Genomic DNA, 23806 nt, shown 5'->3' with positions numbered 1-23806 from the left:
GGACTACCAGTATTCGGTCGGCGGCACTCCAGAAATGAACACTTGGCGGATCCTGGGCGGGCATGCAGTGCGCGCGCCCGCCAGGGCTTTTACTTTATGGCTTCCTCAGTCCACTTGTAGGCCAATGCGTTGGACGACGCCGCTCCACTTTTTTATATCGTCTCGAATGAGTTCACGTAGTTCATCGGAGGTGCCGGGTGCGGGTTCAGCCCCTTGTGCCGACAATGTCTCGTGTGAAACAGGATCTTTAAGAGCCAATCCCACCTCAGCATTGAGTTTGCTGATAATTTCGGGAGGCGTGCCGGCCGGGGCAAACAGCGCAAACCATGATCCTGATTCGAAGCCGGTTACCCCTTGCTCTGCAATGGTTGGTATATCCGGTAGCGCCGTTGAACGGTGGGCAGATGTGACGCCGATCGGCCTCACTTTGCCAGCTTTCACTTGTGGCAATGCAGAACTGACATTGTCAGCCAGCACTTGGACTTGACCACCCGTCACTGCGATCAGTGCAGGATTTCCGCCTTGAAATGGCACGTGTTCCATCTCGACCCCAGTCAGCATTTTGAACAGTTCCATGCCAAGGTGCCCGGGCGTGCCGATGCCTGCAGAACTGAAATTCAATTGCCCTTGATTGCTCTTGGCATATTCGATCAGTTCGGGGATGTTAGACACTGGTACTGATGGATGAACGACCATGACCTGTGGCACATTGGCCACGAGAGAAATCGCGTCGAAATCTTTTAGCGGGTCGTAGCTGAGGTTGCGATGGGTGGTTGCGGCAATGGCGTGCGATGCGTTGGTTCCCATCACGAGCGTATAGCCGTCAGGGGTGGCCCTGCTCGCCAAACGTGCTCCGACAGTACCGCCGGCACCGGCGCGGTTCTCGATGACAAAGGGCTGGCCTAATTTCATTGAGAGCTGTTTGCCCAATTGCCGAGCTAATAGATCGCTGGCTCCGCCTGCGGCAAAGGGCACGATGATCGTGACCGGGCGCGAAGGATAATCGGTGGCTGCCTGTGCGCTGCCGATGAGCCCACTGAACAGTAAAGCAGATACAAGCGTGTTAAGAAATGTCCGTTTTTTCATTTTGTCTCTCCTTTGGGTGATGGTGTATGGATTAACGTGTTTCGATAATCGTCACGTTCAGTTCCGGAAGGTCGGCAATGCGCCCTCGCAATTTATCCCCTACCTGTACGGCGCCAACACCGGCAGGTGTTCCTGTGTAGATCAGATCCCCTGGCATCAATCGATATTGGCGCGACAGTTGCACAATGATTTCGGGGACATTCCAGATCATTTTTTCGAGTACTGACTGTTGGGCCGGTTCGCCGTTGACGTCCAGGGTTAGGGGGCCTTCGAGTACATGCCCCCCTGTTTCTACTGGCATGATCACCCCGCAAGGTGCTGACCAATCGAATGATTTACCCACCTCCCATGGCCGTCCCTCACGAAACGCCTCACGTTGACGGTCGCGCCGCGTCATGTCCAGGCCCACGGCGTAGCCCAATACCGAAGCAAGGGGATCTTGAAGGTCGGCGTCGGGTGTGCGCCCGATTGCCACGACAAGCTCCAACTCGAACTGGAAGTCCTCGGTTAGTAACGGGTAAGGCACCTGTCCGTCGATCACGACGGAATCTGTGGGTTTTTGGAAGAAGAAGGGAGGGTCGCGTTCATCGCCTTCCTTCATTTCGCGGATGTGCTCGATATAGTTGCGACCGACGCAGTACACACGGCGTACGGTGAACGGCTGTTCACGTCCGACGACCTGTACGGTTGCCGGCGACACGATAGGGAGCGGCAACGCGGCGATATCGCCTTGCGCAACGGCAGACTGATTCATAAATATCCTTTCGATTTTGCCTGCACTGGGAAGCGGTGCAGGGTATACGTCATGGTGCACGAAAGGACGAGGTGGCCGTTAGAGGATAACTTGCCCTAAAGCCGGACAAATTTGCGCATACGCCAGTTGTTGATTATTTGAGTTCGGCTTTCTGCAGTCCGCGGCGAAAAGCGGTAGGGCTGGTCTTCTCGTATAAACGGAACCGCCTGCCAAAATAGGCCTCATCCATGAACCCGCAACGCGAAGCAATTTCCTTGATCGAAAGGTTGGTATGCAGGAGCAGTTCTCGCGCTAGGGATATGCGGCGAGCGGTAAGGTACTGGACGAACGTCTGTCCGGTTTCGCGTTTGAGTAAACGTGTGAGGTACGCCGGCGATAGGTGAATGGCGGATGCAGCCTGCGTCAATGAGATCGGCTCATGCAGCCGATCTTTCAGGAATGCGAGCAGCCGCGTCAGCGCCTGCTTGCGTCCCAGACCCGAGACCGGCATTGCCGCAAGCGCTGCGAGGTCTTCGCCATGCTGACGCCAGACGATTCCTATTAGCTGCAGCAGATATGCGCGTATCAGGATGGCCGAGCCATTGCCCCGGCGCGCATCTTCTGCAGCGATGTCACGGCACAACGCTTCAATCTGGGCGAACGCGGGCCCGTCAAGCTTGAAGTCGAGTTGCTCTTGAAAGCAAAACGGTGCCAGTTCGGGTGCGCGCTCAATGGGTGTGTCTTCGAGATTCGATATGTCGACATCCAGCGAAGGCAGCAGATAGCTGAGTCCCGCATTTAAGATGTAATAGCGGCTGTTGGCGACAGTGGGAATGAAGTGAGCCTTGAAGGGAAGGATAAAGCACACGGTGCCCGGTTCCACGATCCTGCGCACATTGCCTATGTCGTGCTGGGTTGTGCCTTCCAGCTGCACATGGATTTGGAAGTATTCATGTCGGTGCGCAGCAAGGTTGGGCAACGCGGAGCGTTCGTCCCGGATGCCGAAGTCGTCATGTTCGGAGCGGTCCGACATTTTGTAGTTGCTCAATGGCGTATTGGGCTTTCGGGCAACCGTTATCGGGGGGGCAGATGGAGCGCGGTTCATGACCATAGGGGCGCCACGCTCTACACGCAGATGGTTTCGGGGAGCGTGCTCAAATTGTCTTAATCCGGTGTTTGGGCTTGCTTATCTTCAGGCCAGTAGTAATCGTCGCCGTAAATGCGGCCGCCGAAAATGGCCGTGCCGATACGCACTTCCGTAGAGCCTTCTTCAATGGCGATTTCAAAGTCGCCGCTCATACCCATGGATAAACGGCTCAGGGCTATGCCTTCGATCGCCTCGTTTTGCGCCTGGTCACGCAATTCGCGCAGGCTACGGAAACACGCGCGCACAGCCTCCTGGCTTGGCACATTGATAGCAAGAGTCATCAGACCCTGTACACGCAAGGTGGGTGTTTCCTGCGACAGGCGGCGCAGGAATGTATTCAGCTCTTCTGGCGGCAAGCCGTATTTGCTGGGCTCGGTCGATGTCTTTACTTGTACCAGAACGTCTATGGCACGCCCTTCCTGTTGCAGCCGTCGGTCCAGGGCGATGGCCAGTTCCATGCGGTCCAGGGACTGCACTTCAGATGCCATGCGCGCAATATCCTTGGCTTTATTGGTCTGGAGGTGGCCTATCATTACCCAATCAATGCCACAGTCGGCCAAGGGTTCGTACTTGCTGCGGATTTCTTGCGCCTTGTTTTCACCAAAGCGGCGTACGCCAAGTCGCACGGCCTCCCGTATAGCTTCTTCGCCGAATGTCTTGCTGACGGGCAGGAGGTTGACTGAGTCGGGCATGCGTCCGGCCCGCACGGCGGCGTCGCTTATCCTGCTCTGGACTTGGGCAAGGCGGGAGGCGATGGAGCTTTCTTCTGTCATAGTTGGCGTACTCACGAAGCAATCGCCGCTCTATAGGCCGGGGCGGCGAAAAACGGCGTCTACTATTGTAGACGCCTCGCCAGGCTGCTGCCGATTAATGCGACATCAGGGCCTGATGTACCTGGGCAGTGATTTCGTATGAGCGCAACCGTGCGGCATGATCGAACATATTCGATGTGATCATGAGTTCATCGGCGCCTGTCTTGTCAAGGAAGGCTTTGAGCTGGGAAGACACGGAATCTGGCGCACCGATGGCGGAGCATGAAAGCACGTGGTCAAGCAGTTGCTGCGCCTGGGGCCCTAGTTGGTCCAGGTAGCCTTTCACGGGAGGAGGCAGGCGCGAAGGGCGGCCGCTGCGAAGGTTGACGAAGGATTGTTGCCATGATGTAGCCAGGAATTGCGCCTCGTCATCGGTGTCGGCGGCAAATACATTGAACCCGAGCATGACGTAAGGTTTTTGCAAGTGTTCCGAGGGCTGAAAGGTGCTTCGGTATAGCTGGATAGCCTGCATCATTTGCTGTGGCGCGAAATGGGATGCGAAAGCATAGGGCAGCCCAAGCGCGGCGGCCAGTTGAGCGCCAAACAGACTGGAGCCGAGTATCCAGATGGGCACATTCAGGCCGGTACCCGGAATGGCACGGACGGCTTGCCGGGGTTCGGCCGAGAAATAGTCCATGAGCTCGACGACGTCGCGGGGGAACTCGTCGGCATCCGACGACAGGTTGCGGCGCAAGGCGCGCGCCGTGGTTTGGTCGGAGCCGGGCGCGCGGCCCAGACCCAGGTCGATGCGGCCGGGAAAGAGCGACTCCAGTGTCCCGAACTGTTCCGCAATGACCAGTGGAGAGTGATTCGGCAACATGATGCCGCCGGCGCCCACCCGTATTGTGGACGTGCCCGCGGCGACATGCCCGATCAGTATGGAGGTGGCAGCGCTGGCAATGCCCGGCATACCGTGGTGTTCTGCCATCCAGTAGCGGTTATAGCCCCAGCGTTCGCCATGCTGCGCAATATCCAGCGTGTGACGGAAAGACGTGGCGGCGTCGCTGCCTTCGGTAATGGGGGAAAGGTCGAGTATGGAAAATGGAGTCATTTAATGCACATGGGGGCCGGCGGGAAGAAATCAATGGTGAAAAATGAATCTCTTAATCTTAATCTTAAGCGACTTCTGACTTGGTACCCATGCGAGCACCGATGACCATCTCCGTTACCCAACTGACCAGGATGGATGTGTATGCCTGCTGGCTGGCCTTTTGGCTAAGTGCGTGGTCGGCGCCATCCACGACCCGGTGTGTCAGGGAGTGCGAGTTACGAAATGCCGCACGGTAGCTCATGATGGTGGCATGGGGGACGAGATGGTCATGCTCCGACTCGACGATCAGCACATCGCCAGTGAAGGCGGCGCACGCCGCCAGTGCCCGATTTTCTTCAGGTGTGATGGGCGCGCCGCGGTAAACGGCTAGATCTTCACGATTCAGTTGGCGCTTGGGTACTGTCCATTCTGCGTCCCGATACAGCGATGGAACACGTAGCGATAGCCACTTTACGGGCCGTAGTGTTGTCAGTATGGTCGACAGGTAGCCGCCATAACTGGTGCTGACCACGGCAATGCACGACGTGTCGATCGCGGGGTGTTGTACCAGGCGGTCATAAGCAGCGATGATGTCGCGCAGGTTCTCGTCCCGCGTGACGGTTTGTTGGCGGGCCGAACCTTTTTCGTGGCCGCGCAAGTCAAAGGTAAGGCACACGCATCCCAGCCCTGCAATGCCACGGGCGCGGTCCAGGTCGCGTTCCTGGCTGCCGCCCCATCCGTGGACGAAGAGTACGCCGGGCACCCGGGATCGCGGCGCCAGGAAGGTGCCGGCAATGTGTTCATCTTCTACAACGATTTCCACAGCAGTACTGCTAGTTCCCATAGGGTTCCACCATTACATATTTGCGGATCAGGCCAAGATCCTTGTCCTCCCCGTGGAATGTTTCTACGGCATGCGAAGGGGGTTGTGATTGCTGGCCGAAAATCTCCAAAGTTCGGGCGCGCACAAACTGAGTCTGGTTTTGGGCGTGAAAGGTTTCAAGAGCGGCGATCTCCGCACTGCTGGCCCCGCCGGTTCGCCAGGATTGTTCAAGTACGCCATAGTGCTGCTTACCTTGGCTGTCCAGTCCGCTTGCCACATCGTAGTTGCGTCGTGAGGCAAAGAATCCCGTGAAGCACTGCGATGCTGCCTGGTCGTAAAGCCGCGCCTTTGCGATAGCGGTCTGGAAGTCCAGCGGCAGGTTCGCTTCGAGCAATGCGTCGAAACCTCCCCGCGCCACGATAAGATCGGATCCGCCATACACCATTTCCCCATGATTATCGGGGGTAAGGTGTTGGGTGCCTACATAGCTCGCGACGAGCTTTGCCAGGCGCACCTGTCCGACGCTATAGGTTTTCACCTCTTCAAGATGCTCTTCCAATACTACGCCGCAGTCGGCAAGGCGATCCGTCGGCAGCGCTTTCAATGCGAGGGCAAGTTCGTCCAGGTCGGACACAAGAACCTGACCGCGGCCAGCGGTGGCATGGACAGGCTTGATTCGCAAAGGTCCGTATTGAAGCAGGCGCTTGCCCGCTTCATGAGCATCGTCCAGGCTGAAGCTGGTAAAACCTTGCAGAACGGCTTCCTGGACCAAGCGGCCGAATTCGGATGACCATCCGGCCGGCGCAACGGCATCGGGACTCAACAAAGCGTGGCTTATGGCCTTGGTCGGAATGAATGGATGAGAGGCGACCCCGCCAAAGAGGTCATCCTCCGATGCTATGCCCAGGCCGCGCGCAAATTCCATGCCGATAAGAGTGTCGCTAGGAATGAAATACAGGCGGCCGGGGTAGCGGCGCTCCGGCTCGTACTGGCCACCGAATTGCAGGCCGAGTAGTTGGGCAATACGTCTGCCCAGTCCGAAATGCACCTGTTTTTCGTGCTCAGGTTCATTTTCGCGAGCCGGATACACCACTACAGTGCCTTGGCCTTTGCCAGGCGAGCTCGGCAGGGCGTTCATCGCGCCGCCGCTATTTTTCGACCTTTACCTGGGGCAGCGCTTTCAGCTGGTCTTTGGTATAGCCTTGCAGCAGCAGTTTGTCGTTCGATTGTGTGACCTTATCGAACGGAATCGCTACATCGTGCGAGCCCAAGCCAAGAAAGCCGCCCGCTCCAATAATGAAAAAGGCTGCCTTGCCATCCGAAGCGAGTACCACATCGGTAACTTCGCCGACCTTCTCGTCCTTCTCGTTGTACACGGTTTTGCCCATGATGGCGCTTTTCACACTCACGCCGGTGACGGCTTCCGTCATTGCCGCGCTGTCGGACGTGCTAGGAGCCGGCGCGGCTGGGGGCGTGCCCATTGGTGGGGTAGCTGGAGCAGTACCTCCATCACTCTTGGGAGTTGTGGGGTCGGCACCGGGCGCGGGCGTCGTTTGCGCGAAGACGGAAGGCGCTATGAGAAGGGGGACGGAGCAGGCTGCGATTGCGAATAGCTTTTTCATATGATCTCCTTGAAAACGACCAAAAGGGGTCTCTTGGGATGTAGCAAGCGGCGTGCCGACAGCAAGCAGCCTGTCTTGTGGCACGTTGTTTGCTGAAAAAAGCATCGCCTATCTTCGGCGAACAGCAATTCGCTGCGGAAGCGTAAATTAAAAACTTCAAGAAGGGTAAGCCTATGCTTTATACGATTGCAGTCGTTCTTATTGTCTTGTGGCTATTGGGAATCGTGACCTCCTATACCGTGGGAGGCTTTATTCACATATTGATAGTGGTGGCGATCATCATGGTTCTGGTACGCCTGATTAGTGGGCGGACGCCGTAGGGGTCAAGTATGTGAAAGCAGATGGCCAGTTATCGAGCAAGGATCGCAAGTCTTTGTTATTACATAGTTATTTCATGTAATCAAAGAGTTTTCCCTGCGCTTATCCACATTAGGCGTGGATAACTTTGCCCTGGCCGCTGCCGCTGGCTTTATCGTGTGAATAACTTGGATTTGTGGGTATATCGACCGGCTATTTTTGCGTAAAACCCATACAATTATTACAAGTCCCGCGCTTTGGACCATTTTCATCCAGCTTGTATAGTGGCTTGATATAAAAGGTCTTGTTTCAGTAGTGCCCAAGTTGTCCTCCAGCTTATCCACAATTGCCGTGGATAACTGGTGTATGGTGTGCGGGTGTTATTTTCAACGCTTTTATAGGAAGAATATGTTCGATCAAGTCAAGGATTTTGCTGCAACGATGCCGGGCATCGAATACTTTGCGCTGAATGTGCTCTTCACAATCCTGATCCTGATAATTGGCTGGGCAGTATCCTCGTTTGTGGGCCGCTCGGTGCGAAAGCTGGCGGCGCGTTCCACGAAAATAGATCCCACAATTGTGCCCATGGTCTACACCGTTACGGTGTGGGCGATACGTATTTTTGTAATTGTGGCAGTGCTCGCCCGTTTTGGGGTGCAGACGGCCAGTATTATTGCCGTGCTTGGCGCGGCTGGCTTGGCTGTCGGCCTGGCTTTGCAAGGCACGCTGCAGAACATAGCGGCGGGCATCATGCTGCTGGCCTTGCGTCCCTTGCGTGCGGGCGAATATATTTCGGTGGTGGGCAAGGGCGATGGCACGGTGGCCGAAGTCGGGCTTTTCCTGACGCGCCTTATTCAGTTTGATGGTGTGCATCTTTCCTTGCCCAATAGCCTGGTCTGGGGCAACCCCATTATCAATTACAGCCGCAACGCCACACGTCGTCTGGATGTGGAAGTCGGTGTGCGCTACGGCGACGATATCGAATTGGCCTTGGGGGAATTGCGAAATCTTATCGAGGGCCATGAGTTCGTCTTGAAAGATCCGGCGCCCGAAGTCATGGTGACGGAATACCGCGAAAGCACCATCATCATCAATATGCGGGTCTGGGTCGATTCCGCCCGCTATTGGGATCTGCGTTTTGATTTGTATCGCAATGCCGTGGCGATGCTTGGTCGCGCGGGCTTGAATCCACCGATTCCTTTGCGCGTGGTGCAGGCGGCTACAACTGATTGATGACCTGCGTCGTGATCTCGAGGAACCGCCGGGCAACAGCCGATTGAACCCGATTTTTTTGCGTGATAAGGCTGAGCCGTGTTTCGAGTTTTGGTTGCTTGATCTCCACGAATTTCAGGGGATTCCGGAAGGGAAGCTGTGCAAAGCTTTTTGGAGCGAAGGTGATGCCCAGCCCCTTTCCCGCCATAAGCAGCATAGGCAAGGTTTCTATTCCCCAATAGATCACCTGCGGCGAAAAGCCGCTGAGTTGGCATGACTCAATAAGCAGATCCGAAATGCCTCGCCCTAAAGGCGACACATGCATGAGGAAGCGCTCGTCTTTCAGATCCTGCAGAAGAATCTGTTGCTTCGCCAGAAGCGGATGACTGGCAGGCAGAGCCAGAAGCAAGGGCTCGGTATAAAGCGTCATGGTCTGCAGATCTTCGGCCTTGTACTCCGTACGGCAGATACCGACATCCAGACGTTGATTGCGCAGCTGCTCAACCAGATGCGGGGTTGCGCCTTCGTGCACCTGGACACTTATATCCAGCCCTTGGGCCTGTATCTGCTCTATGACCTTTGGAATAATGAACAGACTGGCGGCGGTGGAGCAACCCACCGCGACCGTGCCGCGCAATCCGTTGTCGCTTTCCTGCAGCTCCCTGGTGAGCGCCTGCATAGATGCAAGCAGTTCTTTGGCGCGCCGGTAGAAAAGCTGCCCAGTTGCGGTCAGCACCAGACGATTGCTGATGCGATCAAAGAGCGTGACCTTGAGCTCAGTTTCCAGTTTGCGTATCAGAATGCTGAGGGGAGGCTGCGTCATGTGCAACTTGGCGGCCGCTTTGGAAAGATTGCCGACTTCCACAACAGTCACAAAGCAATGAAGGCGATGGGTATCCATTGTTGCATCCCTGTTTCGTGCATATTTATCTATATATTTTGTGTATCGTTATTAGATTAATTATATATTAGACATTGCATAGTCGCGTTTATATACTGACTTCAAGCCTCTCGCTGTTGGGTACATGCAAGGACACATAAGTGGTTTTGGCGCGGTATCTGCGCCGGCAGGGCGAGACAATATCAACGAGGAAAGTGGACAGGAGTCAGTCAGTGAAGCAAATAAGTAAATTGTTGCGTGCGGCGGTATGGCTGGGGGTCGCCATGGCGCTGCCTCTTTCGGCACAAGCACAGGATTGGCCCAATAAGCCATTTAAAGTGGTCGTTCCTTACCCTGCGGGCGGGTCGGCAGACATCATGGGGCGTCTGGTTGCCAAGAAAATCAGCGACAAGCTGGGCCAACCGGCTGTAGTCGAAAATGTGTCGGGCGGCGCGACCATACCAGGCGTGCTTTCTGTTCTGAAAGATCCGCCAGAAGGCTATACGCTTTTCATGGCAAGCGACAACACGCTGAATATCAATGGTTTTCTGATGAAGAAAATTCCTTATGACGGCGATAAAGACTTTACGCCTGTCACCGTCGTCAATACGTATCCCCATTGGCTGATCGTCAAGCAAGATGGCAAGCACAAGGACTTCGATTCACTCAAGCAATACATCAAGACCCATCCCGGCCAGGCGTCCATCAGCGTGAACACGATAGGCGGCGCGGCATACCTGGCATTGTCTCAATGGCGCCAGAAAAATAATTTCGACTTTGAAATTATTCCCTACCGCGGCTCGCCTCCTGCCGTCACCGATCTTATCGGTGGCCAGACAGATGCCCACCTGGACGTCGTGGGTTCGTCGATTTCGCAGGCACGGGCCGGCAAAGTCAAACCTGTCGTCGTTTTGCAGTCGCAGGCTCTGAAAGAGTTTCCCGCTGCCGTCACTCAAGACTATGACAACACCAAAGACTTGACAGTGCGCTCGAATCTATCGGTAGTGGTCAGATCAGGTACGCCTCAAGACGTCATCAATAAGCTGTACGCCGCTATCAAGGAAGGCATGCAGGAACAGGATTTCATCACGGCGCTGGACTTGCTGGCCTACGCACCGGTCATGACGTCCCCCGAAGACAGCAAGAAGTTCTTGTTGGAAGAAACAGTCCGCTACGGCAAGCTGGTCGAGGCTTCCGGGCTGGAAAAACAATAATCTCAGGATAATCAGGAATTTCTATGAAAGTGGTTGTTGCGCTGGTCCGCCATGAAACCAATACGTTCTCTCCATTGCCCACCGAACTGGCATCGTTTTGTCGCGGCACAGGCAAAAATGGCCCGGCCTATGGCGATGAAGCTCGCAATTCATGCGCAAATACCAATAGCGCGGCGGCTGCTTATCTGGATCTTGCTGACAAGCTGGGCGCCGAGGTGGATTTCGCCATTGTCGCCAATGCCGTGCCTAGCGGCACGGTGACTCGCGAAGCGTTTGAATCGATTGTTGAGTCTATCCTGGCCTGTGTAAAAAAAGGCTGTGATGCGGTGTTGCTGGATCTGCATGGCGCTATGGTGGCGCAAGGCTACCCGGACGCCGAAGGTGAGCTGCTCAAGCGTATCCGGGCTATCTTGCCCGAATCAGTTCCGGTCATCGTCGCGTTGGACTTCCACGCCAATTTCAGCCCTGATTTGATCGATAACGCCACGGTGATCACCGGTTATTGCACTTATCCGCATATTGACGTCTATCAGACCGGAGAGCGCGCAGGCAGAACATTGCAAGCCATATTAAAGAAAGAGGTTGAGCCGACCATCTTGTGGCGCCGCTTGCCCATGCTTACGCATATGCTCAGGCAGACACCAGCGCTGCAGCCTATGAAAGACATCATGGACAGGGCGATGGCGGCCGAGGCCAATGGCGAAGTGTTGAACGCATCCGTATTCGGCGGGTTTCCATTAGCCGATATTCCTCATGTGGGATTGTCCATTGTTCTTGTCGTAGACAAAAGCAAGCGCGAGCAAGGTTTGCTTTTGCTTGATGAACTCAGCGAACTGGCTTGGGCGCGCCGAGACGATTTTATTTTTCCGACAGAGCCTTTGGCAGACTCAATTGCTGCGGCTAAGCAACTTGCCGAAGGGCCAATAGTGCTGGTGGATCACGGGGACAATTGCGGTGCTGGCGGTACGACTGACGTCATGGCGGTATTGCGTGAGGTAATAGAACAAGGGCTCGAGGATGTCGTGGCTGGTCCGATATGGGATCCGGCTGCGGTCGAGCAAATGATACAAGCGGGAATCGGTGCTGACGTCACGCTTGATCTGGGCGGAAAAACAGATATGCCGGCGCTTGACCTTGCCGGCGAGCCCTTGAGGGTGACGGGCAAGGTGGTGAATATTACCGATGGCAACTATCGGGTAACCGGGCCTATGTTTACCGGCATGTTGCTGAGCCTGGGCCGTACCGCCGTGCTTGAGTCCGAAGGAGTGCTGATCTTTGTTTCTGAAAAGCCGCAAGAACCTTACGATACTGGCGTTTTCACGCATGCAGGCGTTGATCCGGCCGCCAAGAAATATGTCTTGATCAAGTCTCGTCAACATTTCCGGGCGGGGTTCGGTCCATTGGCCAGGCATGTGGTGCTGGTTGGTGGACCTGGCGTATGCAGCTCCGACTACGCCTTATTCCCGTTCAGGAATTTGAGTCGTCCTATTTATCCGCTGGATGGTGAAGCGCAGCTATCCGACAGTGAAGCGATAGTCTAGATTCTATCGGCAATGGTTTTTAGCCCATCTTGTATAAGAAGGGCTATTTCTCGTTGCCGGCTGGCGGGCATGCGGTCGGTAATGGCGGTAACGCTAATCGCAAGATAGGGATTTTTTTTGGCATCGCATAAGGCGCAGCCGACTCCTAGCGCGCCGCGTACCGCATAATTTCCAACGACCGAATAACCGCGTGTACGCGTGTTGAGCACCAGTTGCCGCATTTCTCGTGTGGTCATGCCGCCATACTGTTCGATTCGATTGCTGTTGCTGGCGATGATTTCTTCTACTGTTTCATCGCTGAGCTTGGCCAGCAAGGCCATACCGCCCGATCCCACGCCCAGGGGCTGGCGTTTTCCAGCGAAGGTGGCCAATATTTGCACAGGGTATGCACCGATTTCGCGCCATAAACTGACCGATTCATGCCCATCGCGCACTACCAGGAAGACGGCGTCCCCGGTAAGGGTTGCGAGCCTTTGCAGAACCGGAAAAGCGAGCTCTATGCGCGGGTCTTGCTCGATATTGGGCAGTATGGCGCTTTCATTGGCCATGAAGCGTTTGGTCCCGCTTACTGTCTTGGCGAAGCCGCCCTCGACCAGGGCCGCCAGCAGCCGATAAATGGTGGGGCGCTGCAAACCCGTCATTCGTGCCAAGTCGGTAACGCTTAAGCCAGTATCGGGATTGTCTTGTAATGTGCGCAAAACCTGCAGGCCGCGCCTTAGGGTTCTGGGGCCTGAACCTGCGTTGTCAGTTTCTAAAGTGTCCACGGTATGTACGCTTGTGTTGGCGAAAGTCGCGTTGTATCGGAAAATGCTTTGGTTATTATAGGGGTGTCCATGTGTTGGACACTTAAAATCCTGGAGGACATAGTGTCAATTCGTTCCAAATTTACCTTTAGCGCCAAGGCTATTGCCGCTAGCTTGCTGGTTGCCGGCTCGCTTGGCTTCGCAAGCAGCGCCTCGGCCGCCTACCCTGACCACGCGGTCCGTCTGATCGTTGGTTTCTCCGCTGGCGGCACGACCGACGTCATAGCCCGTATATTAGGCAAAGAAATTGGCGACGCGCTTGGGCAACCGGTTGTAGTCGAAAATCGTCCTGGTGCAGGCAGCAATATCGCGACGGAAATGGTGTCGCGCGCCAAGCCGGATGGCTATACGCTATACATGGTAGCTGTTACCAGCGCCATTAACCAAACCCTTTACAAGAACTTGCGCTTTGATCTGGTCGAGGATTTCGCACCCATTTCATTGGGCGTGAAAGTGCCCAATGTGCTGGTGGTCAATCCCAAGGTACCTGTCAAGTCAGTGAAGGAATTGGTCGAGTACGCCAAGGCCAACCCAGGCAAGCTGAACTTTGCTTCGTCCGGTAGCGGCACCTCCATCCACATGGCTGGGGAATTGTTCAAGCAATTGGCGGATATCGATGCAGCGCATATTCCTTACAAAGGCAGCTCGCCTGCCATTACCGACCTGATCGGCGGCCAAGTCGACTACATGTTCGACAACATGCCATCGGCTTGGCCTCATGTGGAAGCCGGCAAGTTACGCGCCTTGGCAGTCACGACAGCCGATCGTTCCAGCACGGCTCCTGATCTGCCCACCATGCAGGAATCAGGCTTCCCGACGTATGACGTATCGTCATGGTTCGGCATCATTGCCCCTAAAGGTACGCCTGACGATATCGTGAACAAACTGAACGGTATCATCCAGACCGCGTTGGCCAAGCCTGATGTCCAGGCACGCCTGGCTGATCTGGGCGCAGTGCCGGCCAAGACAACGCCAGCCGAATTCGGTGACTTCATCAAGGCTGAAGTCGATGGCTGGGCCAAAGTCGTTAAGGCTTCCGGCGCGACAGTAGATTAAGGCGCGGGCTTGCATAGTTCGGCATTGCAGCCGTAGTAAGTAGCTGCTCACAGCCTGGGCCGGCCTCTTGGCCGGCCTTTTCAATGGCGCGTTTTGTAATGTTTAAGGAAATGGACACTGCATGATTTCCAAGATTTTTAATAGTTTGCGTGAAGCATTGTCTGATGTGCCCGACGGTGCTTCCATTATGGTGGGTGGTTTCGGGCTGGCCGGTCAACCCAAAGAATTAATCGATGCGCTGCTTGACCAAGGGGCGAAAGACCTGGTCATCATCAACAACAACGCCGGGAACGGCGATACCGGTTTGGCTGCACTATTAGCCGCCGGGCAGGTGCGAAAGATTATTTGCTCGTTTCCCCGGCAAGCCGACTCCCATGTGTTCGATGCGTTGTATCGCGCAGGCAAGGTCGAGCTGGAACTGGTTCCTCAAGGCAATCTGGCTGAGCGCATACGTGCCGGTGGCGCGGGTATCGGCGGGTTCTTCACGCCGACCGGGGCGGGTACGCTTCTGGCCGAGGGCAAAGAGCAGCGCAACATCAACGGCCGCGACTATGTTCTTGAATATCCCATAGAGGCGGACTATGCCTTGATCAAAGCCCTGAGCGCCGATCGCTGGGGCAATCTGGTTTATCGCAAGACAGCGCGAAATTTCGGCCCCATCATGGCGACGGCTTCGCGCGTCGCCATCGCGCAAGTTGAGCAGATCGTTGAACTAGGCGCGCTGGATCCAGAATGCATTGTGACGCCTGGCCTTTTCGTACAACGTGTAGTGGCCGTGGGAGCGGAAAAATGAATCGTTTGAATCGAGACCAAATGGCTGCCCGCGTGGCCCGGGATATCCCCGAGGGCAGCGTCGTCAATCTCGGCATTGGCTTGCCGACGAAAGTTGGCAATTATCTGCCTGCCGATCGCGAGATCATGTTGCATAGCGAAAATGGCGTTATCGGCATGGGGCCGGCTCCCGAACCAGGCAAGGAAGATCCAGACCTGATCAATGCCGGCAAACAACCTGTTACCTTGCTTGCAGGGGGCGCTTACTTTCATCATGCCGATTCCTTTGCCATGATGCGTGGCGGCCACCTGGATATCTGCGTGCTGGGGGCATTTCAGGTGTCGCGCACCGGCGATCTGGCCAATTGGCACACGGGCGGCCCCGATGACATTCCAGCAGTCGGTGGCGCGATGGACTTGGCTACGGGCGCCAAGTCGGTGTACGTATTGATGGAACTGCTGACTCGCGATGGGCAAAGCAAGTTAGTGGAGCGCTGCACATATCCGCTGACGGGTATTGGCTGCGTGTCGCGCGTGTATACCGATCTGGCGGTCTTCGACATTAAGGACGGGCAGGTGGTGCTGATTGACGATATGTCCGGCGCCGGTATTGAAGAGCTGTCTCGCCTGACAGGGCTGGAGCTGGTGGCTGGCTAAATTGGTACCGGGCCAGGCCTTGGCGCGCTTGCGTGCAAGGCCTGGCCCGTTGCGGTTAACGGTTCTTGGCTGTCTTGATCATGGCGGTGCACAAGCCGCGCAACATATCCACCTCATCCCGGGTGAGCGCATTGCGGCCAAATAGGTGGCGCATGCGCGGCATCAATTTTTTGGGGTGTTCCGGATCCAGGAAGCCGACTTCTATCAAGGCTTGTTCCCAGTGGACCATCAGCGCCTGCACTTTCTCGCTTGGGGCGGGTTCGTCGCCGGTTTCCGGTTGGCCCTCGGTGCTTGGCAGCAATGGCAGCGATGCGGCACTGGCAAGCGCGTAACGCAGTTCCCACGCCGCCAGTTGCAGTGCTTGCGCGACATTCAACGAACTATATTCCGGATTCGCCGGAATATGGCAAATGCGTTGGCACAATGCGATGTCGTCGTTGGTCAACCCCGAGCGTTCTGTCCCCAGCACAATAGCAACTTTATTACGCGTTTGTTGAAGATGGTTGCAACTGATATTGGCTGCTTCGCGAATATCGCAGGGCGGAGGGCCTATCATACGGGCACGGGCTGTCAGGGCGAATGCCATCGTGACAGAAGCCAGGGCCTCTTCCAATGTTGGTACGATACTTACCGCAGCCAGGACATCGGTCGCACCGCTGGCCAGTGATTGCGCCTCCGGCAGGTCCTGCACATCAGGGAATCGGGGGGCGACCAGACACAGGTCTTGAAACCCCATGGTTTTGATGGCGCGGGCGGCCGCACCTACATTTCCGGGATGGCTGGGGCGCACCATAATGAACCGAACGCGGGGGAAAGCATTGATCATTTCTGAGGAAAATGTCTGAGTCATTTAAAATAGCGGGAATCTTATGTTTATTGCCTGATTTTTTGCCTATGAAGGCGGTCGAATTTGGCTTTGCCAGGCACTGACAGTTTTTTTGTTTACTACGGAATTTTATGCACCCGATGCTCAATACCGCCATCAAGGCGGCACGCCGTGCTGGCGCCATTATCAACCGAGCCAGTCTCGACTTGGAACGCCTGCAAGTGGCACGCAAAGGGCCCAAGGATTATGTCACGGAAGTGGATCATGCCGCTGAAGAAGCCATAATCGATATTTTACGCACTGCTTACCCGGACCATGGTTTCCTGGGTGAAGAGTCCGGCACGCACCTGGCGGCGGGGCAAAAGCTGGATGCCCAGGCCGATTTTCAATGGATTATCGACCCTCTGGACGGCACTACCAATTTTATACACGGCTTGCCTATCTACGCTGTGTCAATTGCGCTGGCGCAGCGTGGTCAGGTCACCCAGGCCGTTATCTATGATCCGTCCCGCAATGAACTGTTTACCGCTACGCGCGGCGGCGGCGCGTTCATGAATGACCGGCGCGTTCGCGTGTCGGGCCAGACGCGCTATCACGATGCCTTGCTGGGGGCGCACGTTCCCGGTTCGGCAAGCGCGGTGGCGGCAAACACGCGCTTTTCCAGCATGCTATCCGAGTGCGCTGCAGCGCGCCGGCTTGGTTCAACCGTCCTTGACCTGGCGTACGTGGCATCGGGACGTATCGATGGCTACTGCGGCGTCAATCTCAAGCCATGGGATCTGGCCGCGGGCGGATTGCTTATACTCGAAGCGGGCGGCCTGATTGCCGATTTCGACGGCGAACAGGGCTGGATGCAAAGCGGTAGTGTTCTGGCAGCCACCCCCAAGATCTTTACCCAAATGCTGGGCCATCTGCAGGACTGATCGCCACGCTAGGCCGGATGCGCCACACGCACCCGGCTTAGTTTTTAGCGTAGCTGCTTGTCTTTCGGAGTTTCTTGATGGAATGGATGCTGGACCCATCCGCTTGGGTCGGCCTGCTGACCTTGGTCATTCTCGAGATTGTGCTGGGTATAGACAATCTGATTTTCATTGCCATTCTGGTAGAGAAACTGCCGCCGGCCTTACGCGACCGGGCGCGCGTGATAGGGCTGTCATTGGCATTGCTGATGCGGCTGGCGCTGCTGTCAGTCATGTCATGGCTGATCAAGCTCACCGATCCGCTGTTTTTCCTTGGCCCCCTGAGCTTTTCCGGACGGGACCTGATTCTTATCGTGGGCGGCTTCTTCCTGCTCTTCAAGGGAACGCTCGAGCTGCACGAGCGTGTAGAAGGGCGGATTGCTCATGCTTCCGGTTCGCGCATGCATGCCAGTTTCTGGGTCATCGTTACGCAAATCGTTATTCTTGACGCTGTGTTTTCGATTGACGCGGTAATTACGGCAGTCGGTATGGTCGACCACTTGGCCATCATGATGTTGGCCGTGACTATCGCCATCGGCATTATGCTGGTGGCTTCCAAGCCATTGACGCGCTTTGTGAATGCCCATCCGACCGTGGTTATCCTATGTCTGGGCTTTTTGTTGACCATTGGTTTTTCGCTGTTGGCGGAAGGCTTTGGATTCCCCATTCCCAAGGGCTATCTTTATGCCGCGATTGCCTTTTCCGTCGCAATCGAAATGCTTAACCAGGTGGCCAGGCGCAACATGCGGAAGGTGGACACCAGGCGGCCACTGCGCGAGCGGACTGCCGAAGGTGTGCTGCGCATGCTGGGCAAGCGTCCACTAATGGGCCCCGAGCATCCGCAGCAGGATAGCGAGGCCCCTGCCCAAGTGTTCGGGGATGAAGAGCGCTATATGGTCAGCGGCGTGCTTACCCTGGCCGACCGATCCATCAATTCCATCATGACACCGCGCACTGATGTGTCCTGGCTGGATCTGGACGACGACCCCAGCGAGTTGCGCGAGCAGATCGCCAAGGCGCCGCACAGTTTCTTCCCCGTTTGCCGCGGTTCGCTGGATGAAGTCATCGGTATCGGCCGCGCCAAGGAAATGATTGCCGATCTGATTACTCAAGGCAGCATCAGGCTGTCGCGACTGCGCGATCCCATCATCGTGCATGAGTCCATAGGGGTGCTGCGCCTGATGGACACGCTCAAGCGTTCACGCGGGCAATTGGTGTTGGTGACAGACGAGTTTGGCGCCATTCAGGGCGTGGTCACGCCTATCGACGTATTCGAAGCGATTGCCGGTGAGTTCCCCGATGAAGACGAAACGCCCGATATTGTTATTGAAAATGACAATCGCTGGCGGGTCGACGGCGCGGCCGATTTGCACCATCTTGAACTGCTTCTGAATACAGACGATTTGGTGGACGACGAGGAAGGTTATTCGACACTGGCTGGCTACTTGCTTGAGCGGTTCGGACATCTGCCGAAGGCAGGCGACAGTTGCGAACTCAAGCAGGCGCACGCCACTTTTACATTCACGGTGTTGCGCTTGGATGGCCGCCGCATAGCGTCGGTACAAATCGAGCGCACCTACCATCCGAACGAAGATATCAACGACGCGAGTGAGTATGACTGAAAGTACCTGGTTTTTGCTTAAAGCCCTGTTTCTGGGCCTGATAGAAGGTTTCACCGAATTCATCCCTGTATCCAGTACAGCCCATTTGTTGCTGATAGGCGACTGGATGAACTTTTCTTCCGGCGACGACAAAGTGTTTGAAGTCGTTATCCAGTTCGGTTCCATCATGGCCGTCATCTGGATCTTTCGTGCACGCTTGTGGCAACTGATACATGGCACTCTGACCGGCCAACGCAGCGAGGTCTTGTTTACACGCAACCTGATCATTGCCTTTTTGCCGGCCGCCGTTATTGGCGCCTTGGCGATCAAATACATCAAGATGCTTTTTCATAATCCTGGCGTTTTCGTCGTTACCCTGATTGTGGGGGGCTTGATCATGCTATGGGTAGAGCGAAAGCCGCAATATGCCAAGCACGGTGCGGCTAACTTGGCGGCGGCGCAAGGCGACGACAGCATGGCGTCGCAAAACGCGACTGCCTTGACGCTCGAACAGATTACCTGGAAGCAGGCGCTGGTGGTCGGGTTTGCGCAATGTCTGGCGATGGTGCCAGGCACCTCGCGTTCCGGGGCTACCATTATCAGCGGGATGGTGGCGGGAATTCAACGAAAAACCGCTACGGAATTTTCGTTTTTTCTGGCTATGCCGACTATGTTGGCAGCGACTGTATACGACCTGTATCGTAATAGCGGCGCGTTATCCGGCGCCCAGACCGAAGCCATAGTCATCGGTTTCGCGGCCGCTTTTTTCAGCGCGCTTCTGGTTGTACGGGCAGTGCTCAGTTTTGTGTCCAAGCGCACGTACCGGCCTTTTGCCTGGTATCGCATTGCTCTTGGATGTGTGGTCCTTGTCTGGCTTGTAATGCGTTAATTTAATGCGTTAAATTTTGAAGCATGCAGTTATAATCCCTCACTTGATTTCCTGACCCCTCATTCAAGAGACCAGATTATGACTGCAGCGTGTTGCCAGCCCGCCCTTCGGGATATTTCGCATTTCGAAGCCGCCGTGCGCCGTTTTCGCACCGAGTTCTACGAACGCGATCCGGAAATGATGCATAAGCTGGCTACTGAGGGCCAGGCGCCCGCCACCCTTATCATCTCGTGCTGCGACTCTCGCGTTGATACCGGTGTATTGCTGCAGGCCAGTCCGGGCGAGCTATTCACCGTACGCAACATCGCTAATCTGGTCCCACCCTATCAACAGGGTGCCGGCCTGCATGGTACCGGAGCGGCCATTGAATATGCGGTCCGCGACCTGGACGTAGATCACGTCATCGTGCTGGGGCATGCCAGCTGTGGCGGCATCAAGGCCGTGCTGGCCGCGGCGGATGGCCATCCTATCGATAGAGAGTTTGTGGGCGATTGGGTGTCGATGGCCATGAACGCTACCGAGCTGTATTTGAATCCCGACAAATCCGGCATTCGCCAGAAGGTGTCTCTGGACCTGCTCAAAGAAAATCCCGGCCTGGTAGAGCGGGCGGCGGTGACGGGCTCTTTGCATAACCTGTTGACATATCCTTGGGTCAAGGAACGTGTCGATGCCGGTAAGCTGGCCTTGCACGGTTGGTGGTTCGATATTGAAACCGGCGATTTGTGGAAGACCGCCGGGAACGATTTGCATTTGATGCCGGTTATTTAAGCGCTGGCTGCGACCTATGCGCAAACCGGAATCCATTCTTTTCTGGGTCAACGATAAGCTTCCGATTTCTGCCGCACTGGGCCTGGCCTTGCAGCAAATCGCATTTTTGGGCGCGCTTCTTGTCGTTCCCAATCTTTTCGTGCACGACAGCGCCACGCATCTCGGGGGCGGCGGTTATCTGGACATTGCCAGCGCGTCGTTGATTGCCTGCGCCTTGTCCATACTCTTGCAAACGCTTAACCGCTGGGGAATCGGCTCGGGCTATTACTACCCCTTGCAGGCGACGCCCACAGTCTTTGCCGTTATGTTCCTGGCCAGCAGCAGCTCTGGAGGCATGCCGCTGGCCTATGGCATGGTCTGCGTGACCGGTCTGACCCAATTGCTGCTTAGCACCTGTATTACACGCCTGCGCAGTATTTTTACGGTCGAAATCGCCGGTCTGGCAGTGATGCTTACCGGAGTTGCCACGGGACAGGTGGGGCTTAAGCTGTTGTTCGATGTCCAAGGCGCTGCGGGGGCCACCAACATGGAACTGATGGTCGCGGCTTTTACCTTGTTCGTCATGGTGTTTTGCAATATCTGGCTGAAATCCCGTGTGCGGCTGTTTGCGACTCTGCTGGGCTTATTGGCAGGCAGTGCGTTGGCCGCAGGGCTGGGCATGCTGTCGTCCGACAGTGTGCGCTATATCCAGGCGGCGCCGTGGGTACGTATTCCCAACTTGCCCGCATTTGGCTGGTCGTTTGACTGGAATATGGTGTGGCCTTATATGTTGATGGGGTTGGCGATGTCGCTAATGTCGATAGGCACGCAAACCGTCGCTCAACGAACCGCGGATGCGGATTGGCACAAGCCTGACTTGAAGGCCTATGGCAGGGGGCTGCGCGCCGAAGGGCTGACACATGTGTTCGCCTCTTTCATCAACGCCATGCCGCAAACCGCCAGCGGCGGAGCGGTAGGGTTGGCGGCGACATCGGGTAGCGCCAGCCGTTACCTGGGTTATTGGGTAGCGGCGTTCCTGCTCATTACGGCACTGTGCTCCAAGCTGATCGTACTGTGGCTGGCGGTACCGGCTCCGGTTATTGCGGCCTTGCTGCTGTTTCTTTCCGCTTTCCTGCTAATGGCGGGGTTGAAGCTTGTGGCTTCGCGCATGCTGGACGACCGCCGTTCTTTGGCGCTGGGTGTGGGGCTGATCGTGGGCGTGTCGCATCAGTATATTGTCGCGGGCATTGAACATCCGCCCCTGGCCGGGTTCATGGCGCTGGCGGGCGTCACCAACGGTACCCTGATCGCCCTGGTACTGACCATATTGTTTCGCCTTGGGGCCTCACGCCGCACGACACAGCGGTTTTCGCTTGATGCGACCACCGCCGACGACCTGAATCTTTTCATGGAGAATCAGGGGCGCTTGTGGGGCGCCCGTCGCGACGCCGTACAGCGCGCCGAGCAAGCTGTATGGCAGGCTTTCGATCTCCTGGCCCATAGCCGTCGAATTTCACCGGACGAACCATGGCTGGAAGTCAAAACCCGTTTTGATGAATACGCCTTGCGGGTCACGTTTGTTTATTCGGGGGTCGCATTGCCCGTCGCCAAGACTACCGCGCCTAGTCCCGACGCCTTGCTCGACGATCCCGAGGCGACCGCCCACCTGACGGCATACCTGCTGAGTCGTCTTGCGAAGCGGGTGCAAGTGCGTCAGCGCGATCACATTGCGCAACTGCAGTTGGATTTCGAGGCCTGACGCCTAGGGAAGCTGATGCAAAGCTGCGCCGCTGCGGTCTATTGCCAGCCAGCCGCCGCGTGGGGCAGCTTCATGGTCGTAGTCCCAGTCGGGCAGGACAATGCGTTGACGTGACTGTCCGTCTACATTCAGTTGGTGAACGGCAGGGCGGTGTGTGTGTCCATGCACCAGCGTGGCAACACCGGAATCCCGGAAAGCTTGTTCAATGGCAGGCTGGCTGACATCCATGATGCTGAGTGATTTATAGCGATTCGCAGCTGTGCTGCGCTGCCTTGCCCAGTCGGCGATACCGCGCCGCAGCTTCAAGCTCAGGCCCATAAACAATTTTTGCACTAGCGGATTGCGGACAATACGCCGAAAGCGTTGGTATCCTGGATCGGCAGTACAGTACTCGTCACCATGCGAAAGCAGAACCCGGCCGTAATCGGTATTCAGGCATACCGTATCGGGCAGAAGCTGCGCACCGACGTGTTGGGTAAGCATAGGGCCGATCAGGAAATCCCTGTTGCCGCGCCCCAGCCATAAGGGGATGGTTCCGGATACCGTGGAAAGCTTGCTTAATGTTTGCGACAGCCAGTCGGGCGGTTCGGAAAACGCGAAGTCATCGCCTATCCAGGCATCGAAGATGTCGCCACATAAAATCAAGGCATCCGCCTGCGCGCATGCCTTGTCCAGGAATAGATGAAACGCGCTGGCAGTGGCAGGTGTATTCGGCCCCAGATGAATATCCGAGGCAATCCATACAGTACCTGCCAGCGGTATCTTATTCAACAATCGTGGCTTTCTCGATAATGACATCTTCGACGGGAACGTCTTGGTGGAAGCCCTTGTTGCCGGTTTTCACAGCCTTGATCTTGTCTACGATTTCAGTGCCTTCGATGACCTTGCCGAAAACGGTGTAGCCCCAGCCATTAGGCGTTGGAGCGGTGAAATTCAGGAAGTCGTTGTCGGCTACGTTGATGAAGAACTGAGCTGTAGCGGAGTGCGGGTCGGACGTACGTGCCATAGCAAGCGTGTAACGGTCGTTCTTGAGGCCGTTGTTGGCTTCGTTTTCGACAGGAGCGTGGGTTTGCTTTTGTTTCATGGTGGCATCGAAACCGCCGCCCTGAACCATGAAATTATTGATGACGCGGTGGAAAACCGTGCCGTCATAGAAGCCTTCTTTGACGTAGGTAAGGAAGCTTTCGACGGTTTTAGGCGCTTTTTCGGCATTCAGCTCGATTACCAGATCGCCATGGTTGGTTTGCAGTTTTACGTTGGGTGTTGTGCTCATAGGTTTACCTTGAGTAGGGGTTGAAGACGCGGCTTGTGCGGCACCGCCAAGGCAGAGTGCCAGAGATG

At 56.0% G+C, this 23806-nt stretch carries 25 protein-coding genes; 12 read left to right on the top strand and 13 right to left on the bottom strand.

Going from position 1 to position 23806, the window contains the following annotated elements:
- Window positions 1-105: 105 nt before the first annotated feature.
- From ABWO67_RS01660 to ABWO67_RS01625, 8 genes are all read right to left on the bottom strand, one after another.
- Window positions 106-1086, bottom strand: a complete 981-nt coding sequence (locus ABWO67_RS01660; RefSeq protein ID WP_353146629.1) for a Bug family tripartite tricarboxylate transporter substrate binding protein — start codon at window positions 1084-1086, stop codon at window positions 106-108.
- A 31-nt stretch (window positions 1087-1117) separates the two neighbouring features.
- Window positions 1118-1840: a fumarylacetoacetate hydrolase family protein gene (locus tag ABWO67_RS01655; RefSeq protein WP_353146627.1), complete on the bottom strand. Its 723-nt coding sequence runs from the start codon at window positions 1838-1840 to the stop codon at window positions 1118-1120.
- Window positions 1841-1973: 133 nt separating this feature from the next.
- A complete protein-coding gene (locus ABWO67_RS01650; RefSeq protein ID WP_353146625.1) occupies window positions 1974-2924 on the bottom strand; it encodes a helix-turn-helix domain-containing protein in 951 nt (316 codons plus the stop codon).
- Between the two features lie 59 nt (window positions 2925-2983).
- Window positions 2984-3739, bottom strand: coding sequence for a YggS family pyridoxal phosphate-dependent enzyme (locus tag ABWO67_RS01645; RefSeq protein ID WP_353146653.1), 756 nt, complete (start codon window positions 3737-3739; stop codon window positions 2984-2986).
- A gap of 94 nt (window positions 3740-3833) precedes the next feature.
- Window positions 3834-4829 carry an LLM class flavin-dependent oxidoreductase gene (locus ABWO67_RS01640; RefSeq protein WP_353146624.1) on the bottom strand — a complete coding sequence of 332 codons (996 nt, stop codon included), beginning with the start codon at window positions 4827-4829 and terminating at the stop codon, window positions 3834-3836.
- Between the two features lie 64 nt (window positions 4830-4893).
- Window positions 4894-5652: an alpha/beta hydrolase family protein gene (locus tag ABWO67_RS01635; RefSeq protein ID WP_353146622.1), complete on the bottom strand. Its 759-nt coding sequence runs from the start codon at window positions 5650-5652 to the stop codon at window positions 4894-4896.
- On the bottom strand, window positions 5642-6769 hold the full coding sequence (locus ABWO67_RS01630) for a DUF3182 family protein (protein ID WP_353146621.1): 1128 nt from the start codon (window positions 6767-6769) through the stop codon (window positions 5642-5644). The genes ABWO67_RS01635 and ABWO67_RS01630 overlap by 11 nt, the downstream gene beginning before the upstream one ends.
- A 10-nt stretch (window positions 6770-6779) precedes the next feature.
- Window positions 6780-7253, bottom strand: a complete 474-nt coding sequence (locus ABWO67_RS01625; protein ID WP_353146619.1) for a PRC-barrel domain-containing protein — start codon at window positions 7251-7253, stop codon at window positions 6780-6782.
- Between the two features lie 173 nt (window positions 7254-7426).
- Between ABWO67_RS01625 and ABWO67_RS01620 the strand changes: the two genes are divergently transcribed.
- Both ABWO67_RS01620 and ABWO67_RS01615 read left to right on the top strand, forming a co-directional pair.
- A complete protein-coding gene (locus ABWO67_RS01620; protein ID WP_353146617.1) occupies window positions 7427-7573 on the top strand; it encodes a lmo0937 family membrane protein in 147 nt (48 codons plus the stop codon).
- A gap of 385 nt (window positions 7574-7958) precedes the next feature.
- Window positions 7959-8783, top strand: coding sequence for a mechanosensitive ion channel family protein (locus tag ABWO67_RS01615; RefSeq protein ID WP_353146615.1), 825 nt, complete (start codon window positions 7959-7961; stop codon window positions 8781-8783).
- Here the strand turns inward: ABWO67_RS01615 and ABWO67_RS01610 are convergent.
- Complete coding sequence (locus ABWO67_RS01610) at window positions 8770-9663, bottom strand: LysR family transcriptional regulator (protein WP_353146613.1); 894 nt, start codon at window positions 9661-9663, stop codon at window positions 8770-8772. The two genes, ABWO67_RS01615 and ABWO67_RS01610, sit on opposite strands and share 14 nt — an antisense overlap.
- 212 nt (window positions 9664-9875) lie before the next feature.
- Here ABWO67_RS01610 and ABWO67_RS01605 point away from each other — a divergent pair, with 212 nt between their 5' ends.
- Together ABWO67_RS01605 and ABWO67_RS01600 are read left to right on the top strand one after the other, a co-directional pair.
- Window positions 9876-10856, top strand: a complete 981-nt coding sequence (locus ABWO67_RS01605; RefSeq protein ID WP_353146612.1) for a Bug family tripartite tricarboxylate transporter substrate binding protein — start codon at window positions 9876-9878, stop codon at window positions 10854-10856.
- A gap of 23 nt (window positions 10857-10879) precedes the next feature.
- Window positions 10880-12397, top strand: coding sequence for a M81 family metallopeptidase (locus tag ABWO67_RS01600; RefSeq protein WP_353146610.1), 1518 nt, complete (start codon window positions 10880-10882; stop codon window positions 12395-12397).
- On the opposite strand, the gene ABWO67_RS01595 is transcribed toward ABWO67_RS01600, so the two are convergent.
- Entirely contained in the window at window positions 12394-13161 is a 768-nt protein-coding gene (locus ABWO67_RS01595) for an IclR family transcriptional regulator (RefSeq protein ID WP_353146608.1), read from the bottom strand. The two genes, ABWO67_RS01600 and ABWO67_RS01595, sit on opposite strands and share 4 nt — an antisense overlap.
- 102 nt (window positions 13162-13263) lie before the next feature.
- On the opposite strand from ABWO67_RS01595, the gene ABWO67_RS01590 reads away from it, so the two are divergent.
- The 3 genes from ABWO67_RS01590 to ABWO67_RS01580 all read left to right on the top strand — a co-directional run bounded on the left by ABWO67_RS01590 (window position 13264) and on the right by ABWO67_RS01580 (window position 15684).
- Window positions 13264-14256, top strand: a complete 993-nt coding sequence (locus ABWO67_RS01590) for a Bug family tripartite tricarboxylate transporter substrate binding protein (RefSeq protein ID WP_502929944.1) — start codon at window positions 13264-13266, stop codon at window positions 14254-14256.
- A gap of 121 nt (window positions 14257-14377) precedes the next feature.
- On the top strand, window positions 14378-15049 hold the full coding sequence (locus ABWO67_RS01585; RefSeq protein WP_353146606.1) for a 3-oxoacid CoA-transferase subunit A: 672 nt from the start codon (window positions 14378-14380) through the stop codon (window positions 15047-15049).
- Window positions 15046-15684: a 3-oxoacid CoA-transferase subunit B gene (locus ABWO67_RS01580; protein WP_353146604.1), complete on the top strand. Its 639-nt coding sequence runs from the start codon at window positions 15046-15048 to the stop codon at window positions 15682-15684. Before ABWO67_RS01585 ends, ABWO67_RS01580 begins: the two co-directional genes overlap by 4 nt.
- 55 nt (window positions 15685-15739) lie before the next feature.
- Here ABWO67_RS01580 and ABWO67_RS01575 read toward each other — a convergent pair whose 3' ends face one another.
- Entirely contained in the window at window positions 15740-16510 is a 771-nt protein-coding gene (locus ABWO67_RS01575) for an RNA methyltransferase (protein WP_353146650.1), read from the bottom strand.
- A 131-nt stretch (window positions 16511-16641) separates the two neighbouring features.
- Here ABWO67_RS01575 and ABWO67_RS01570 point away from each other — a divergent pair, with 131 nt between their 5' ends.
- The 5 genes from ABWO67_RS01570 (at window position 16642) to ABWO67_RS01550 (ending at window position 22465) form a co-directional block, all read left to right on the top strand.
- On the top strand, window positions 16642-17433 hold the full coding sequence (locus ABWO67_RS01570; protein WP_353146602.1) for an inositol monophosphatase family protein: 792 nt from the start codon (window positions 16642-16644) through the stop codon (window positions 17431-17433).
- A 77-nt stretch (window positions 17434-17510) separates the two neighbouring features.
- A complete protein-coding gene (locus ABWO67_RS01565; RefSeq protein ID WP_353146600.1) occupies window positions 17511-19091 on the top strand; it encodes a TerC family protein in 1581 nt (526 codons plus the stop codon).
- Window positions 19084-19959, top strand: coding sequence for an undecaprenyl-diphosphate phosphatase (locus tag ABWO67_RS01560; RefSeq protein WP_353146598.1), 876 nt, complete (start codon window positions 19084-19086; stop codon window positions 19957-19959). The genes ABWO67_RS01565 and ABWO67_RS01560 overlap by 8 nt, the downstream gene beginning before the upstream one ends.
- A gap of 78 nt (window positions 19960-20037) precedes the next feature.
- Window positions 20038-20727, top strand: coding sequence for a carbonic anhydrase (locus ABWO67_RS01555; protein ID WP_353146596.1), 690 nt, complete (start codon window positions 20038-20040; stop codon window positions 20725-20727).
- A 16-nt stretch (window positions 20728-20743) separates the two neighbouring features.
- The gene (locus tag ABWO67_RS01550; protein WP_353146594.1) at window positions 20744-22465 is read left to right on the top strand and encodes a solute carrier family 23 protein; all 1722 of its coding nucleotides are present in this window, start codon (window positions 20744-20746) and stop codon (window positions 22463-22465) included.
- A gap of 3 nt (window positions 22466-22468) precedes the next feature.
- On the opposite strand, the gene ABWO67_RS01545 is transcribed toward ABWO67_RS01550, so the two are convergent.
- Together ABWO67_RS01545 and ABWO67_RS01540 are read right to left on the bottom strand one after the other, a co-directional pair.
- The gene (locus ABWO67_RS01545) at window positions 22469-23236 is read right to left on the bottom strand and encodes a UDP-2,3-diacylglucosamine diphosphatase (RefSeq protein WP_353146593.1); all 768 of its coding nucleotides are present in this window, start codon (window positions 23234-23236) and stop codon (window positions 22469-22471) included.
- Window positions 23229-23738: a peptidylprolyl isomerase gene (locus ABWO67_RS01540; protein WP_353146591.1), complete on the bottom strand. Its 510-nt coding sequence runs from the start codon at window positions 23736-23738 to the stop codon at window positions 23229-23231. The genes ABWO67_RS01545 and ABWO67_RS01540 overlap by 8 nt, the downstream gene beginning before the upstream one ends.
- Window positions 23739-23806 lie beyond the last annotated feature (68 nt).

Origin of the sequence: Pollutimonas bauzanensis, assembly GCF_040393045.1 — a bacterium.
In the GTDB taxonomy this organism is placed as follows: Bacteria; Pseudomonadota; Gammaproteobacteria; order Burkholderiales; family Burkholderiaceae_B; genus Pollutimonas; species Pollutimonas bauzanensis_A.
The sequence above is the reverse complement of the archived record's forward strand: the minus strand, read 5'-3'. Positions and strand labels throughout refer to the sequence as shown.